This is a genomic window from Paenibacillus sp. JMULE4, assembly GCF_013337105.1.
Taxonomy (GTDB): domain Bacteria; phylum Bacillota; class Bacilli; order Paenibacillales; family NBRC-103111; genus Paenibacillus_G; species Paenibacillus_G naphthalenovorans.
Genome location: NZ_SGWF01000019.1, coordinates 198,978 through 214,144, shown reverse-complemented (window position 1 = coordinate 214,144; position 15,167 = coordinate 198,978). Strand labels below are relative to the sequence as shown.

Below are 15,167 nucleotides of genomic sequence, written 5' to 3'. Positions count from 1 at the left end.
TCTTCCATTCCTCCGTCTTTTTAACTGCCAAAATGATTGTAACCCCGCTTGCCGAGGGGCAGCGTACCGCCGCTGCTTCGCACAAGCCGAACGCCTTGATGCTCGGCATTCACACAGCCAATCAGATAAAGCGGGAGCCCCGCCGTCTTAAAAGCGGCCTGCAGCTCCATGGCATGCTCGGCAGGCACCGTTCCAACCAATTGATAGTCTTCTCCGCCGTACAGGATATAATCTAACGGATCCCTGTTTACCCGCGCGGCATACGAAAGCAGCTCCTCCGCCACAGGGATTTGATCCTCATTCAGATCGATACCGACCCCGGAAGCTTCGGCAATCTCCCAGGCTTCGCTGGCAAGCCCGTCGCTCACGTCATTCAGCGCATGACGAAACCCCGACTGACGAAGCAGCTCTCCGGCTTGCACCTGGGGCTCGGGCCGGCAGTGCGCTCGTATCAGCGGCCGGTACATTTCCATCTCGGGTACAGTATCCCAAACATCCGATGGCTGCGCAAGCCCGAGCAGGTATTCCAATCCCGCCGCGGAGCGGCCCAATAGCCCGGTGGCAAAGACAACGTCGCCCGACCGCGCCGCAGAACGCAGCAGCGCTTTGTCCGCTTCGGTTTCACCGATAACCGTAACCGTCAAGGTAATGCCTCCGGCGCTTGCCGTCGTATCGCCGCCTACAATCGCAACGCCATAGCGGGAGGCGCAGTCATACAATCCCTCGTACATCGCGCGAACCCGCTCTACCGGCGCATCCTTCGGAAGGCTGAGTGCGACCAGCGCAAACCGCGGCGTCCCGCCCATGGCGGCAATATCGCTTACGGACGATGCCATAGCCTTGTATCCGACGTCCGTATCCCGCATGGTCACACGCTTAAAATGGATTTCTTCCGTCATCGTATCGCAAGTCAGTATCAAACGGCTTCCATGCGGGACATGCACAACGGCCGCATCGTCTCCGATTCCCGTTTCCACGCCCTTTGCCTTTTGAAAAGCAGTCGATTGCTTGCCGCCGGTCAGCAGCCGAATCAAGGCAAATTCCTCGATCGAGCTCAATGCTATCCGCCTCCGCTAATGTTTTGACCACTATTATAGCCCTACCGCCTTTTTGTAGCAACAAAAAAGCTTCCCCTTTGCCTTCCTGCCCTCGAAATGGCGGCAGACGCTCAGGGAAAGCTCTTGCTTTGCTTTACTTTACTTCCTCAAGTTCCTCAACCGGAACCACACGGGTATCGGCCGGTTGGTGCTCCGCGTGAACCTTGGCGGTTTTCTCCTCCGCATCGATGCTATCGATCCATACGGATACGCCGTTCAGCTCCACGTCGATTTTCTCATCTGCATTCAAAATCTGCTGCGCGCGGGCCAGATTCATTGTTCATCACCGCCGTTTAGCACCGACTCCGGATAATCCATCGTATCGGTCGTACTCTCCTCGATCAGTCCGTTATGTATACTGACCGTACCGCCTCCCAAGCCTTCGTTTATCATGCGGTCGATATCCATAAAGCTGGTATCCCGGCCTTCATTCGACGTATCCGCAGTATTGTTCCCGCCTGACGTATTGGCTTCCGTCAACGTTGTTCCCTCCTTGATCTGAAGATGAGACCGGCTCCATTTTCCCTGAACGCCGCCGTCTCCTGTTAGGATGTCCCAACCGCACGGAACTCCATACAACGAGGAATAAAACTTCATGAATCCCGCTTCCGATGTGCATACTAACGGAAAAAGGAGGGCTTCTGTAAGCCCTGGGAGGTAACCCGTCATGCATACAGTCTGGAAAGGCGCCATCAGCTTCGGCTTGGTCCACGTACCGGTAAAAATGTTTTCCGCCACCGAAGACAAGGATATCTCTATGCGGATGATTCATAAGGAATGCAGCACCCCGCTTAACTTCGTGCGCAAATGCCAGCATTGCGAGCGTGAGGTCGAGTGGTCTGAGATTGTCAGAGGCTATGAATATGAGCCTGGTTCCTTCGTGCTTTTTGACAAGGACGAGCTCGAAAGTTTAGCCGGCGAAGCGACGAAGGAAATTAAAATTCTCGATTTTGTCGATCTCTCCGACATTGACCCTATTTATTTTCAGAAGACGTATTATCTTTCACCTAATGAAACCGGCGCCGGGGCTTATAATCTGCTGCTGGAAGCCATGAAACAAACGGGTAAAATCGGCATCGCCAAGGTGTCGATTCGTTCCAAGAGCAGCCTCGCCGCCATCCGCATCATCGACCGCTGTATTGCGATGGAGACGATTTTTTACCCCGATGAAATCCGCTCTGTCGATCAGGTGCCGGGGCTGCCGGAGCAAATCAACGTGAACGACAAAGAGCTCGAAATGGCCAAGATGCTGATAAACCAGCTCTCGACGGAATTCGAGCCTGAAAAGTATAAGGATGATTATCGTGCTGCCGTAATGCAGGCCATCGAACAAAAAATTTCCGGACAACAGATCCGTGTGGCGCCGGAACAGCGTAAAACCAACGTCATCGACCTGATGGCGGCGCTTCAGGCCAGCTTGGAAGCAGTGAAGCCGGTAACACCCGATCCTGCGGCTGCAGCGGCGGATAAGCCCAAAGCAGCAGGCAAAAAAGGAAAAGCAAAGACGAAGGCGAAGGAAACGGTCGGCTCCTGATCGGTCATTCATACAGGTTACCTGTCGGAATCCAAACGCGGCGGGTAACCTTTTTGATGCACAAATTGGCTTGATCCCCTTCATGAACGGGCGAAGCGGCACTACTATGCCGTCATAACACTCCGTCAAACACACATTCCCGAGGAGGCACATCGATAAAGGCCTGAATGGAAGGCTGCCGCAAGGTGCGCCCCTCCTGCCATCGCCATTCCGTATACTGAAGCTTGACCACAAGCCTGGGCTCGACCCAATAAGCCCCTTTCATTTCCGGATGCTCATTGTCGAAGGGCTTGTCCCGGATGGTCGCCGGTTTCAGCTTGGCCGTTAACTCGACCCATTCGGATTTTTTCAGCTTGCCGGTTCCGACATGGCCGATATACCATAACTTTCCTTCCGCGGTGTAGACTCCGACAAGTACCGCATTCACAATGCCTCCGTTTAGCGTATAGCCCCCGACGACCGCTGCGATATCCCCGTAATTTTTGACTTTAACCCATCGCCTGTCTTTCCCGTTAATGCTGTACGTACTGTGAAGCTCCTTGCTGACGATTCCCTCCAGGCCCTGCTGTCGCGTCATTTGAAATAAAGCTGCTCCGTCATCATACGAAGGAACAATCTGAATGACAGGGCCCGGAATAATCGTTTGGTTCAGCAGCTCCAACCGGGCGCTGAGCGGATTATTCAATACCCATTGGCCGTCATAATACAGCAGATCGAAGAGCATGTAAGCAACGGGCACCTGCCTCATCGCCTGTGGAACCCTGTCCAGCTTGCGGATGCCGTCCCGCTTCATGACCTCATGAAACGAGGGCTTCCCGTCCTTGCCCAGCGCTATAATTTCGCCGTCAAGAATAACGGAATCGGCCCGGCAATACTTTTGTACCTCCGTAAGCTCAGGGTATTGGAACGTTCTTTCATTCAATTTGCGGTTAAATAAACGGCACTGCCGGCCGTCGTAATAAGTCAACATACGGACGCCATCCCATTTGACCTGGTGAATCCAACGGTCCTCTGAAGGCACTAAGCTTTCGGACACCGGTTCGAAGGGAATGACGGGCTTCATCGGACACATTCCGGTCACCGCCTGCCTTTCTTCAAGGGATACGATTCCCCATTCGGCGAAAAGCTATGAATAGCACTTAGAAAAGGAAGTGAAGCTGTCCAATGGCTGTGACCGCTAAACATAAGAAAACGAAGGGCGCCTTGAGGGTTGATGGTCATGAACTGACGATCACAAATCCCGATAAGCCGTTATGGCCTGAGAAGGGGATCACCAAAGCGATGTATTTGGAGAAGCTGGCCCAGCTTTCACCCTACTTGCTGACTTACTGCAAAAACCGTTATTTGACGACGATCCGGTTTCCTCATGGCTGGAACGATAAATCGTTTTACCAGAAAAATGCGCCGGAGCCCACGCCCGATTTTGTGAAAACAGCTGTGCTTGAGTCGATTAATTACGTTCACCTCGACTCTCTGCCTACGCTGCTGTGGTTGGGAAATTTGGCCTGTCTGGAGTTTCATCCCTCCTTCCATCGGATCGGGGAGACGCTTCCGGTCGAATGGTTGATCGACATCGACCCGAGTGTCGACCCAGAGCCGCGCATCATGGAGGCTGCGGAAATCATCGGAGAGATCCTTGAGGGCATGAAGATCAAGTCCGTGCCCAAGACATCCGGTGCAACCGGCGTACAAATTTATGTTCCGATTCCGGCTGACCGCGGGTATACCTTCGAAGAGCTGCGTGGTATCGGGCAGTTCGTCGCCTCCTATGCGGTACAAAAGCACCCGAAGCTGTTTACGGTGGAGCGGCTGAAGAAAGACCGCGGCACTTTAATTTATATCGACTATTTGCAGCATTGGTACGGCAAAACGCTCTCCGCTCCCTATACGCCCCGTGCCCGCAAGGATGCCACGGTGTCGACGCCGCTGACCTGGGAGGAAGTGTCTTTGCGCTGCGATCCGCGCGACTTTCACCTGCTCAACATCATCGAACGCCTGCAGCAAAAAGGAGACCTGATTGCTCAGCTCCCCCCGCAAAATCTCGATCATGTACTGTCGTTCATCAGGAAATAACATTCAGGATACAGGTTCCGCCTCGGACCTTGCGCGTTAACTCCTGAATGACGTGCAGCGGAGCGAGGGGAATCGTGTTCGTAAGGGGCCGGGATACCATCCATATCCTGCAGGAAGCTTTAATACAGCGGAGATAAAATGCGCCCCATAACCTCCTTGATTTTCTGCCATCGGGACCGTTTTTCGAACGCTTCCAGCTTGATCTCGCGGCAATCCTTCAAATCATGCAGGAAATCACTTTCCAACCGATGCAGCGTCTCCCTATCGTACACTACGGCGTTCAGTTCAAAATTGCTGTAAAAGCTGCGCATGTCCACATTCGCCGTTCCAACGGTCCCCAGCAGATTGTCGATCAGCATCACCTTGGCGTGAATAAACCCTTTTTGGTAGGCATAAAACCGGACTCCCGCCTGCAGCAATTCCTCAAAGTAAGACATGGATGCATAATTTACAATGCTTGAATCCGACTTCTGCGGGAAAATAATACGCACATCGACACCGCTGATTGCCGCCGTTTTGAGTCCCATGCAGATGCTGGCGTCCGGGATAAAATAAGGCGTTGTTATATAGAGTCGTTTCTTTGCCGCCGTAATGGCTCCGAAGTACATTTCCAGGATTGCATCCCAGTGCGCATCAGGTCCGCTGTCTATGATCTGCGCCGGCTTCCGGCCGCGGCACTCATGTTCGGGAAACAGGCTGGTGTCCGTAAGGCGGTTACCGCTGACAAACAGCCAATCGACCAAAAACGTATGCTGCAGGGAATACACCACGTCGCCCTCCAGCTTCAAATGCGTATCCCGCCAAAAACCGAGCTTCGGATTCCCGCCCAAATATTCATCTCCGATGTTGATGCCGCCGACAAACCCCTTTAGCCCGTCCACCACCACGATTTTACGATGATTCCGGTAATTGATTCGCTGATTGAAAAAAGCGATCATGATGGGCAGAAAAAAATAGACTTCACAACCGGCCTGCTTCAGCTCATCTGTAAACTTGCTGCTCAATTGATAGCTGCCGATCCCGTCAAAAATACAACGAACCTTCACGCCTTCCCGCGCCTTACGGATCAATACATCTTGAAATTGCTTCCCCACTCCGTCATCGCGGATCGTATAAAATTCAAAATGGATGTGATCCTTCGCCTGCTCCATCGCCTCGAGCATGGCAGGGTATGCCTCACTGGCATTCGTTAGCACTTCGATCTCATTGCGGTAGGTAACTTGTGAACCGGGAATATTGTTGAGCAGGGCGAATAGCCTTTGTTCGTGCCGCCAGTTTTTAAATTGATTGTCATCCCACTCGGGATCCGATGCCTTTAGTTTTGACCCCACAAGACGAATATCGCTTCTTGCAGACAGCCCTCTGCGCCGCACCTTTCTTCTGCGGTTGTATTCTTTGGCCAGAAAATAGTACATAACACAACCGACGACCGGAATAATAAACAGAATAAAAAGCCAGGCCATGGCTTTGGGCGGATGCCGGAACTCTCCGATGAGAATGGTCAATATCTGCAGAATGAATAATAACAACGCTATAACGAGCCACAGCACCGCTAGCCTTCCCCCTTTAACTGGTGTCTATCATTTACATATGCGCAAGGACCTATTCCCCCTGATTGTAACAAGATGAATCAAGATTGTCATAATTTTTCGCAATTGGAGAAAAATATACCGAACATGCTTCGGCAAAGCTTGGATTTGACCTAGTGAGCGAAGGAGGTCGTCAGGATCATGACGGGAATCAACCGCAAGAAACAAAAGGAAGATGAAGAAAGCCTGCTGCAAAAACGGAATTACCGCTTTATCGACGAGCTCCGTTCGGTACCGGTTTTCCTTAGTCTGGAGGAGAATAAAAATTATTTGAAAGAGCTGTTCAAGGACAGCTCCGATTTTGTCATTCGCGAATTTAGGCTGGAGCAAAGCCAGGATGCCATCCTGTTCTTTGTTGATGGATTAACCAATACGGAGCTCGTCAATGAAGCGATGAAGACGCTTATGATTCTGGAGGGCGGAGAGCAGCTTATCGATAACATATCGGAATCGGTGCTCCCCGTTTCGCAAATCCAGAAAGCGAACAATTATGCGGATCTCCTGCTCTCGGTGCTGGGCGGGGATACGGGACTGATCGTCGATCGAAACAACAAAGCTTTAATGCTTGGGATTCGGGGCATGGAAAAGCGTTCGATCAATGAACCGGATACGGAGACCGTTATCCGGGGACCAAGGGAAGGCTTCGTTGAAAATATACGAACCAACACCTCCATGATTCGCCGCAAGCTGAAAACGCCGCACCTCAAAATGAAGCCCTTGACCATCGGCCGCGAAAGCAACACCAGCGTAATCATCACTTATTTAGAAGACCTTGCAGATCCCAAAATCGTAGAAGAGGTCATCGGACGATTGGAGAAAATCAATATTGACGCCGTCTTGGAGACGGGTTATCTCGAGGAGTTTATTCAGGACTCGGCCTATTCTCCGTTTCCGCAGGTGCAATACACGGAAAGGCCGGACATGGTAGCAGCGGCTCTGCTCCAAGGCCGGATAGGCATCATGGTGGACGGCACACCGTTTGTTCTTATCGTTCCCTTTGTGTTCACGGAAATTATGCAGGCCAGCGAGGACTACTACGAAAGGTTTCAGATCGCCACGCTAATCAGATGGCTGCGCTATTTTTTCATGGTGCTCTCCCTGCTCATCCCTGGCCTATACGTCGCCATCACCACTTTCCACCAAGACTTGCTGCCGACGACGCTGCTGCTTTCGGTAGCCGCTGCCCGCGAATCGATTCCTTTCCCGGCTGTAGTCGAAGCCTTCATCATGGAGGTCACCTTCGAGGCTTTGCGGGAAGCGGGCATCCGTTTGCCGAAGGCGGTCGGCTCTGCTGTCAGCATTTTGGGCGCGTTGGTTGTCGGTCAAGCCGCAGTGGAAGCGGGAATCGTTTCCGCTCCAATGGTTATCGTCGTTTCCCTTACGGGCATCGCCTCTTTCACGATCCCGAGGTTTAACGGAGCGATCGCCATCCGGATGCTGCGGTTTCCGATCATTGTTGCCGCCGCGCTGCTCGGAATGTACGGCATCTTGATATCGATCCTGCTCATCATCGGGCACATGGCAAGCTTGCGATCCTTCGGAATTCCTTACTTGTCGCCCTTTGGCCCGTTGTCATCGAGCGACCTGAAGGACGTGATCATCCGATCCCCTTGGTGGCTGATGAGGACACGGCCGACTTATATCCCTCTGCAGGATGAAAAAAGAATGGGAGAATCGCTGTCACAGGAAATCATGGAACAATCCGGTCAGAAAGGAAAAAAAATCAAACATGAGTCTTCAGAGGTGAAAAAGGAATGAGACCCGCGCTAACCCGCCTGCCGCTCCTTCTGCTCATCCTGGTCTCCCTTACGGGCTGCTGGGATCGGACGGAAATCAACGACCTGGCTTTTATCCTCACCACGGCGGTGGATCTGGAAGAAGACGGCTCGATTCGTTACAGCGTGCTTCTGCCGCTCCCCGGATCTATGGGCGGTCCTACCGGGGGAGGAGGAGGTACGGCCGGCAATACAACGTACTACATCGATTCGGCGGTCGGAGATACAATCAGAAGCGCACAAGCGAAGCTGCAGAAAAGAATGTCCAGACGGATGTTCCTTGCTCACCGCAGAACGCTGGTGGTGGGAGAAGAATATGCCAAGAAAGGGATCCGGGAGATTTTTGACGCTACGGCACGTACGGCGGAAAGCCGGATGTCCACTTTTTTAATCGTCTCTAAAGGGAAGGCATATGACCTTCTGCAAGCGAACCCGCAGTTTGAAAGATTTCCATCCGAGGCGATCCGGGAGCTTGTGAAAGCAAGAACGGTGATGAATATAAACATCAAGGATATTGCTTTATCTCTCAGTACCATCGGCAGCGATCCGGTGGTTGTATATGTCGGAGTAAAAGAATCCGAGAAAGGCGCCAAAACATCGAAGGAAATCGAGGTTCTCGGCTACGCCCAATTCCGGAAAGACAAGATGGTCGGGATCTTTGAAGGCCGCACCGCTCTGGGACTGGCGCTCCTGAAGAACGAACCGGTTACATTGAAAATCACGGTTCCTATAGAAAAGAACAAGCTCATTACCGCAAGCATCTATGAGCCCCGCAGCAAAATCCAGCCCAAGCTGGCAGGCGGCAAGCTCGCTTATGACATATACATTGACTCGAAATCCAAGGTTATTGAAAGCAACGATTACTACGATCTTAGTCAAATAAACAAAATCAAGCAGCTGGAGCAAAGGATTGGCTCCTATATGAAAAGCTCTGTTGAAGAAACGTTAAAAAAAATGGCGAATAAAGAAACGGACTCCATCAGCTTGGGGACACGCTTGTGGATCGCTTATCCCCGGTTATGGAAAGAAACCTATGAGAAAGCCTGGCCGCAAGGGTTCAAAGACGCCGATTTCAATGTTCACGTAGAAAACACGCTTTCGGAGACCGGTTTGATTTATGAGAATGTGACGAAGGCGGGGAACGGATATTGAATACGCAATTTTTGATCGGGTTTGCGCTGCTGATGCTTCTCCATATCTTCCTTGACATCAAACACTGGGCGCAGCAGCCCAATGATGTGAAGCGGTTGTATATTTTACTCTACGCCGTTGCGTTGGGTCTCTTCGTTTCCATAACGCTGGGCTACAAACCGCCGATGCCGACACATTATGTGGTTGAGAAGGTATCGCCTTGGATCTTCTCGATAATTCATCCGCAGTGATGAACCAAAGGAAGGAACCGGACAATGAAATCTATACAAATCATTAATGGACGTCAAGCAGCTTGGTTGCTCGGATCATTATTAACCGGAGGCGGTCTGCTCAGCCTTCAGCATGAGCTGATCCGAACCTCGCATATGGACGCCTGGTTTACGTATTTGTTCCCTGCACTGTATGTTCTGGTGTTTGGGTACGTATTGGTGCAGCTTAGCATGAGGTTTCCCAATATGCATTTGTTCGAGATCATTTTCGCGCTGTTCGGCAGGATCATCGGCACCGTCGTTAACCTGCTGCTTGTCGTGCACCTCTGGGTGATCCTCATGCGGGATTTGCTGTCATCCGGCAAATTTATAGGGACGATCTTGCTTCCCCAAACCCCGGAAGAAATTATCGTCCTGCTGTTTATGATTTTGCTGATGTTCTACGGACGCACCAGCGTGGAAGTGATCGCAAGAGTGAACGATTTGTTTTTCCCGATTTTTTTCCTGTTGGTGCTTCTGCTGCCGTTCATGCTGTCCAACGAGCTGGACCTGGAATTGCTGCAACCCATTTTGACGGTTCCAGCGATCCGTTTATGGTATTCCAATATTCTGGGCATCGGTTGGTTCGGCGATGTCTTTGTCATCGGCGCTTTTATGCACACGATGTGGAGCATCAAGCAATTCCGGTCCAGTATTCGACATGGGACCCTGATGGCCGTTCTGCTGCTGACGATCTTACAATTTCTGCAAGTGATCGTTTTTGGACCGAACCTTCCCGGCAACATGATTTATCCGAGCTACAGCCTGGTGCAGCAAATTCATATTACGGACTTTCTCGACAGGGTCGACTTGTTTATCTTTAGCATCTGGTTTCCGGTGACGGCCTGCAAGGTGATCCTGATTTATCTGGCCTTTTTAACCGGGGTGACCAGCCTGCTGAAGAAGAGAGATTATACGCTTCTGAACTCGCCGCTAAGTCTCGTTCTGCTCATGACGACACTTCTCGCCTTCAAAAATACGACCGAGGTGTTCAGCTTTGGCAATTACTGCTCACCCGTCCTTGTGCTGGCCTACCAGCCTGTGCTGTTGATCGCCCTCTGGTTGCGGATGAGACGTTTTCCCATACGCAGCACAGAAAAGAACCGTCACGGCCCGGATAAGGACAGCACGCAGCAAAAGTCCGGACAGCCTCAGGACAAGCGGGATCGCCCCCCGGGCAAGCATATGCAGAACCGGTTGGCTCATATCCCCCTTCAATCCTGGGTACGGATAGGGAACCTGTTGATTTATCTTTGTTTCGGATTTGTTATCTTAGGTCTTTCCGTCAGCCGGGATTACTCTTTCGCAGGCATGATCTGCGCGACCGGCTATTGGATCTGTTTAATCGGGATGGTCCTGACCTCGCATATGGAGATGAAATATGTTTCTAAATACTCGGCAAAGGAGGCACCCGATTCTTAAAGTCATCCAGATACCATCCCCATGCCGATGCAAGGCCGCCCGTTCCGTTACATTCATCCGGACGGTATGGAACAATGACAAGAGCAAAAACTGAAAGGAGTCTTCATGAATTTCAAGTGGTTTCAAAACAAGCTGACGTTCGTTATGATACCCGAAGCGAATGAAAGCGTAATTCGGGTCAAGCTGTCCCGCGGTACTCTATGGGGTACTACCGCAGCTGTAGTGCTCCTGGTTGTCACGGCCAGTTGGATCTACCTGCACCATTTGCACGTCGCCGCTTCCATGTATATGCAAAAAGCTGCGCTGCACGGCAAAACAATAGCACTTGAGCAGGATTTGCAGAATAAAAACGCAGCCATCGAGCAGCTGCACAATGACATTTTCGCCCTCTCCAAGCAGGCCGCGGAAATCCATCACAAAATGGAAGAAATGAAGCGCCTTGAGCAGGATTTGCAAAAGCTCGCGGCCGATGCGGCCGGAAGCGGCGGAGCGGCCGTTACCTCAGCAGAGCCGGGGGCGGATTCCTCTGCCGCCTACCATGGACTAGGGGGGCCGGAATGGCCCGTATCTACCGCTGAAATCAGGAAGCTTGCAAGCGCCACCGGAGCTGCCTATTCAGCGCTGCAAACGGAGATGGATAAGCTGCATACCCGTTTTTCCCATTCGAAGCAGCTGCTGCAGGCAAAGCTGGAATACCAGAGGCGCACGCCCGACATATGGCCTACGCTTTCGAGAATTGTGACCTCGCCATACGGGTACAGGAAAGACCCGTTCACGAAGAAGCTCAGCTTTCACCGCGGAATCGATATCGCCGGCCAACTGGGCGATCCCGTATATGCCGCGGCCGAAGGTATCGTGGATTCCGTGGGTTACGACAAGCTGCACGGCCACAATATTATCGTAGAGCATACCCAAGGGCTTCGTACCTGGTATATGCATTTAAACAGCGCCGATGTGCGCAAGGGGGTAGCTGTCGATAAAGGCCAAACCATTGGCAAGCTGGGGACGACAGGACGCAGTACAGGCCCCCATCTGCACTATGAGGTGCTGATGGGGGATAAGAGCGCCGACCCGCTGCCTTACCTGCCCTCTTCATGATAGAAAGGAGAAGCGTTTATGCGGATTCGTTTATTCAGTAATGGCGGCTCTTCCCGCAAATCGGGCGGTGAAGTTTCGTTAATCGGAGCGGAAAGCGTATTCGAAGGCGTTTGGCGCTCAGAGGCGGATATTCGTATTGAAGGGGAATTCAAAGGAGTGCTTCAAACGACAGGAGAAGTCGCCGTCGGAGAGAAGGGCAAAGTCCGCTCCACCGCGCTTCGGGCCCGCGATGTAGTTGTCGCCGGGCATTTGGAGGGTCAGGTGCAGGCGGCCGGCATTGTTCGCATCACCTCTACCGGCCGCCTCCTCGGCACGGTGCAGGCGGCCTCGCTGATTATCGAACAGGGCGCTGTTTTCCAAGGCCACAGCGAAATGTGCGAGTCCATGCAGGAGGATGTGACGATCGCTATCGCCATGCTATAATGATTAGAAAGCTAATAGAGAGAGTAGGAGTAGCTTATGAGTAAACAGACGATACTGTTTGATATGGACGATACGCTCATTTATTGCAATAAATTTTTCGATTCGGTGATCGACCGGTTTGCCGATCAGATGAAGACCTGGTTTCAAGGATATCCGTTATCCGTGGAGGAATTGAAGAGGAAACAGGCTCAAATCGATCTGGAGCGGGTAATGTTAAACGGATTTTCGCCGGACCATTTTCCCCAGTCGTTCGTGGATACTTACGAATATTACTCGGAGTTGACGGGACGCCCCAAGAGCCAGGAGGAAATCGGGCGTTTGCTTGCACTTGGCTCTTCCGTTTACAGTCACAGCATTGAGCCCTACGCCCATATGGAAGAAACGCTGAATGAGCTCCAGGAAAACGGGCACACTCTCCACCTGTACACGGGGGGCGATCCGGCGATTCAGATGCGCAAAGTTACGGAGGCCGGTCTTGACCGTTATTTTGGCGACCGGATTCATATTACCCGGCACAAGAATGCCGAATTTCTGAACGGGTTGATCCGGGGATACGGATTGGACCGCAGGAACACTTGGATGATCGGCAATTCCTTGCGCACCGATATTCTGCCTGCACTGAAGAATGGGATTCACGCCATATTCATGCCTGCGGAGCGGGAGTGGGCGTATAATCAGGTGGAGGTAGACGTCAAGCCGTCCGGAGCTTATTTTACCTTGACATCATTAATCCAAATTCCGAAAACGATCCACGGGTACACGCTCTCGAAGTATGCATCGGGCTCTTAAGTACTTTGAATGATTCCCCGTTCTCTCCCATACAATGATTGGGGAGAGGAGATGGGCGAATGAATCGGAATACCGGAACGGTTGAAGCCGCCATGAATCGTTTGGCAGAGGGATTGCTGGAGCGGCAATCCCCGGACGGATCATGGCGTTTTTGCTTTGAGAGCGGAATAATGACCGATGCCTATATGATCATTATCTTAAGGTTATTAAAGCTCGGCGACGAGCGTCTTATACGGCGTTTGGCTTCCCGGATACTGGACAAACAAAGGCCCGGGGGATCGTGGACATGGTACCATGACGACGATGAGGGGCATTTGTCGGCTACGGTGGAGGCCTATTACGCGCTTCTGTACTCAGGTACAGTCGATCAAACGGATGAGGCTCTACAGAAAGCCAAACGTTTTATTATAGCCAAAGGCGGGCTTCACAACGTCAGCGGATTGCTTACCAAAGTGATATTGGCTGTCACCGGACAGGTTCCCTGGCCCCGTTTCCGCCAAATCCCGATTGAAATGATGCTGCTCCCTTCTTCCCTTCCGATCAGCTTCCATGATTTATCCAGCTATGCTAGGGTACACCTTGCCCCCGTTCTGATCCTCGCCGACCTCAAATTTGTAATACGAACCGAGGCAACGCCCGACCTGTCCGAGCTGTTGACGGCTGACCCGGATCCGGCGCTGCGAGAGCATGAGCAGGAGTCGCGGTGGTTTCCCTTCGCCGAACAAATCAAAGCGGGCATCCAGAAGCTCGCACTGCTCCCCGAAGAGCTTCATCAGCAGGCCTTGCGGCGAGCGGAATCCTACATGCTGGATCGGATTGAGCCGAACGGGACCCTGTACAGCTATGCCTCCAGCACTTTTTTGATGATCTATGCCTTGCTCGCGCTTCGATACGATGCTAATCATCCCGTCATCCGCAATGCCCTCCAGGGCTTGAAATCGTTGGCCGGTGAGACGGACGGACAGCAGCATATCCAGAATTCCTCTTCAACGGTTTGGGATACCGCGTTGATCAGCCACGCTCTGCAGGCAGCCGGTTACTCCGCAGAGCACCCGGCTATAGCGCGGGCGGACGCATACCTGCTCTCCCGCCAGCACACAAAGCTCGGTGACTGGAGCCTGGGATTGGATCATCCGCTGCCGGGCGGCTGGGGTTTTTCCGATGTGAACACGATCATACCGGATGTGGATGATACGACCGCAGCGCTGAGGGCTTTGCGCGCAACCCCCGCCCGCTTTGGCCCGCAGTTTCGGGAGGCGCGGGATCGCGGCCTGCACTGGGTGCTGTCCATGCAAAACAGGGACGGCGGCTGGCCCGCTTTCGAGAAGGGCAAGGACTCTGCCCTTCTTACCCGGCTTCTGCCCGTCGACGGCGCCGAAGCAGCGGCCATCGATCCGTCCAGCGCCGACCTTACAGGACGCACGCTGGAATATCTGGGCAGTGAAGCGGGATTCGATATCGCTCATCCATTCGTTCGCCGCGGCGCTGACTGGCTGATCCGGCATCAGAAGCCGGATGGCTCCTGGTACGGCCGCTGGGGGATCTGCTATATATACGGGACATGGGCCGCTATAACCGGACTTATGGCCGTCAGAGCGCCGAAGCAGCATGTCTCTGTCCTGAAAGCGGTGCAATGGCTGGACTCGATCCAAAATCCCGATGGCGGCTGGGGCGAATCGTGCCGCAGCGACCAGGTGAAAGCCTATGTCCCGCTGCATGCCAGCACCCCTTCGCAAACGGCTTGGGCGCTTGATGCGCTCGTGGCCGTCCATCAGGTACCTGCCGATTCCATCCAAAAAGGAATCCTTACTTTGTCTGAAATGGTATTACATGGCAATGCCGGATGGACTGCCGAATACCCGACGGGCGCAGGACTGCCCGGTGATTTTTATACCCGCTACCACAGCTACAATTACATTTGGCCCTTACTGACCCTCGCAAATTACAAAAAGAAGTATGGCGGGTGA

Annotated in this window: 15 protein-coding genes; 10 read left to right on the top strand and 5 right to left on the bottom strand. The window is 52.6% G+C overall.

Translation table 11 applies throughout. The annotated features are described in order from the left end of the window. Positions 1-20: 20 nt before the first annotated feature. The 3 genes from thiL to EXW96_RS27850 all read right to left on the bottom strand — a co-directional run bounded on the left by thiL (position 21) and on the right by EXW96_RS27850 (position 1,577). Positions 21-1,058 (bottom strand): thiamine-phosphate kinase, encoded by a 1,038-nt coding sequence (gene thiL, locus EXW96_RS22515; protein WP_217437468.1) that lies wholly within the window; start codon positions 1,056-1,058, stop codon positions 21-23. 133 nt (positions 1,059-1,191) lie between these two features. Continuing rightward, the gene (locus EXW96_RS22510) at positions 1,192-1,374 is read right to left on the bottom strand and encodes an H-type small acid-soluble spore protein (protein ID WP_062410685.1); all 183 of its coding nucleotides are present in this window, start codon (positions 1,372-1,374) and stop codon (positions 1,192-1,194) included. Beyond that, positions 1,371-1,577, bottom strand: a complete 207-nt coding sequence (locus EXW96_RS27850) for a hypothetical protein (protein ID WP_054819625.1) — start codon at positions 1,575-1,577, stop codon at positions 1,371-1,373. Before EXW96_RS27850 ends, EXW96_RS22510 begins: the two co-directional genes overlap by 4 nt. 187 nt (positions 1,578-1,764) lie before the next feature. On the opposite strand from EXW96_RS27850, the gene ku reads away from it, so the two are divergent. After that, positions 1,765-2,631, top strand: coding sequence for a non-homologous end joining protein Ku (gene ku / locus EXW96_RS22500; protein WP_174351462.1), 867 nt, complete (start codon positions 1,765-1,767; stop codon positions 2,629-2,631). 112 nt (positions 2,632-2,743) lie between these two features. Here the strand turns inward: ku and EXW96_RS22495 are convergent, their stop codons facing one another. Then, positions 2,744-3,694 (bottom strand): ATP-dependent DNA ligase, encoded by a 951-nt coding sequence (locus EXW96_RS22495; protein WP_174351489.1) that lies wholly within the window; start codon positions 3,692-3,694, stop codon positions 2,744-2,746. A gap of 101 nt (positions 3,695-3,795) precedes the next feature. Between EXW96_RS22495 and ligD the strand changes: the two genes are divergently transcribed. Next, positions 3,796-4,704, top strand: coding sequence for a non-homologous end-joining DNA ligase (gene ligD / locus EXW96_RS22490; RefSeq protein ID WP_062410683.1), 909 nt, complete (start codon positions 3,796-3,798; stop codon positions 4,702-4,704). Positions 4,705-4,823: 119 nt separating this feature from the next. Here the strand turns inward: ligD and cls are convergent, their stop codons facing one another. Then, a complete protein-coding gene (gene cls / locus EXW96_RS22485; RefSeq protein ID WP_054819619.1) occupies positions 4,824-6,254 on the bottom strand; it encodes a cardiolipin synthase in 1,431 nt (476 codons plus the stop codon). Between the two features lie 180 nt (positions 6,255-6,434). Here cls and EXW96_RS22480 point away from each other — a divergent pair, with 180 nt between their 5' ends. The 8 genes from EXW96_RS22480 to shc all read left to right on the top strand — a co-directional run bounded on the left by EXW96_RS22480 (position 6,435) and on the right by shc (position 15,167). Beyond that, a complete protein-coding gene (locus EXW96_RS22480; RefSeq protein WP_174351461.1) occupies positions 6,435-8,051 on the top strand; it encodes a spore germination protein in 1,617 nt (538 codons plus the stop codon). Beyond that, positions 8,048-9,220, top strand: a complete 1,173-nt coding sequence (locus EXW96_RS22475) for a Ger(x)C family spore germination protein (RefSeq protein ID WP_174351460.1) — start codon at positions 8,048-8,050, stop codon at positions 9,218-9,220. Before EXW96_RS22480 ends, EXW96_RS22475 begins: the two co-directional genes overlap by 4 nt. After that, positions 9,217-9,450, top strand: a complete 234-nt coding sequence (locus tag EXW96_RS22470) for a hypothetical protein (protein ID WP_174351459.1) — start codon at positions 9,217-9,219, stop codon at positions 9,448-9,450. Before EXW96_RS22475 ends, EXW96_RS22470 begins: the two co-directional genes overlap by 4 nt. Positions 9,451-9,474: 24 nt before the next feature. After that, positions 9,475-10,890: a GerAB/ArcD/ProY family transporter gene (locus EXW96_RS22465; RefSeq protein ID WP_174351458.1), complete on the top strand. Its 1,416-nt coding sequence runs from the start codon at positions 9,475-9,477 to the stop codon at positions 10,888-10,890. Positions 10,891-10,995: 105 nt separating this feature from the next. Then, entirely contained in the window at positions 10,996-11,988 is a 993-nt protein-coding gene (locus EXW96_RS22460; RefSeq protein WP_174351457.1) for a M23 family metallopeptidase, read from the top strand. 18 nt (positions 11,989-12,006) lie between these two features. Further along, a complete protein-coding gene (locus tag EXW96_RS22455) occupies positions 12,007-12,411 on the top strand; it encodes a bactofilin family protein (protein WP_174351456.1) in 405 nt (134 codons plus the stop codon). A 36-nt stretch (positions 12,412-12,447) separates the two neighbouring features. Beyond that, positions 12,448-13,200 (top strand): HAD family hydrolase, encoded by a 753-nt coding sequence (locus EXW96_RS22450; RefSeq protein ID WP_174351455.1) that lies wholly within the window; start codon positions 12,448-12,450, stop codon positions 13,198-13,200. A 59-nt stretch (positions 13,201-13,259) separates the two neighbouring features. Then, positions 13,260-15,167 (top strand): squalene--hopene cyclase, encoded by a 1,908-nt coding sequence (gene shc / locus EXW96_RS22445; protein WP_174351454.1) that lies wholly within the window; start codon positions 13,260-13,262, stop codon positions 15,165-15,167.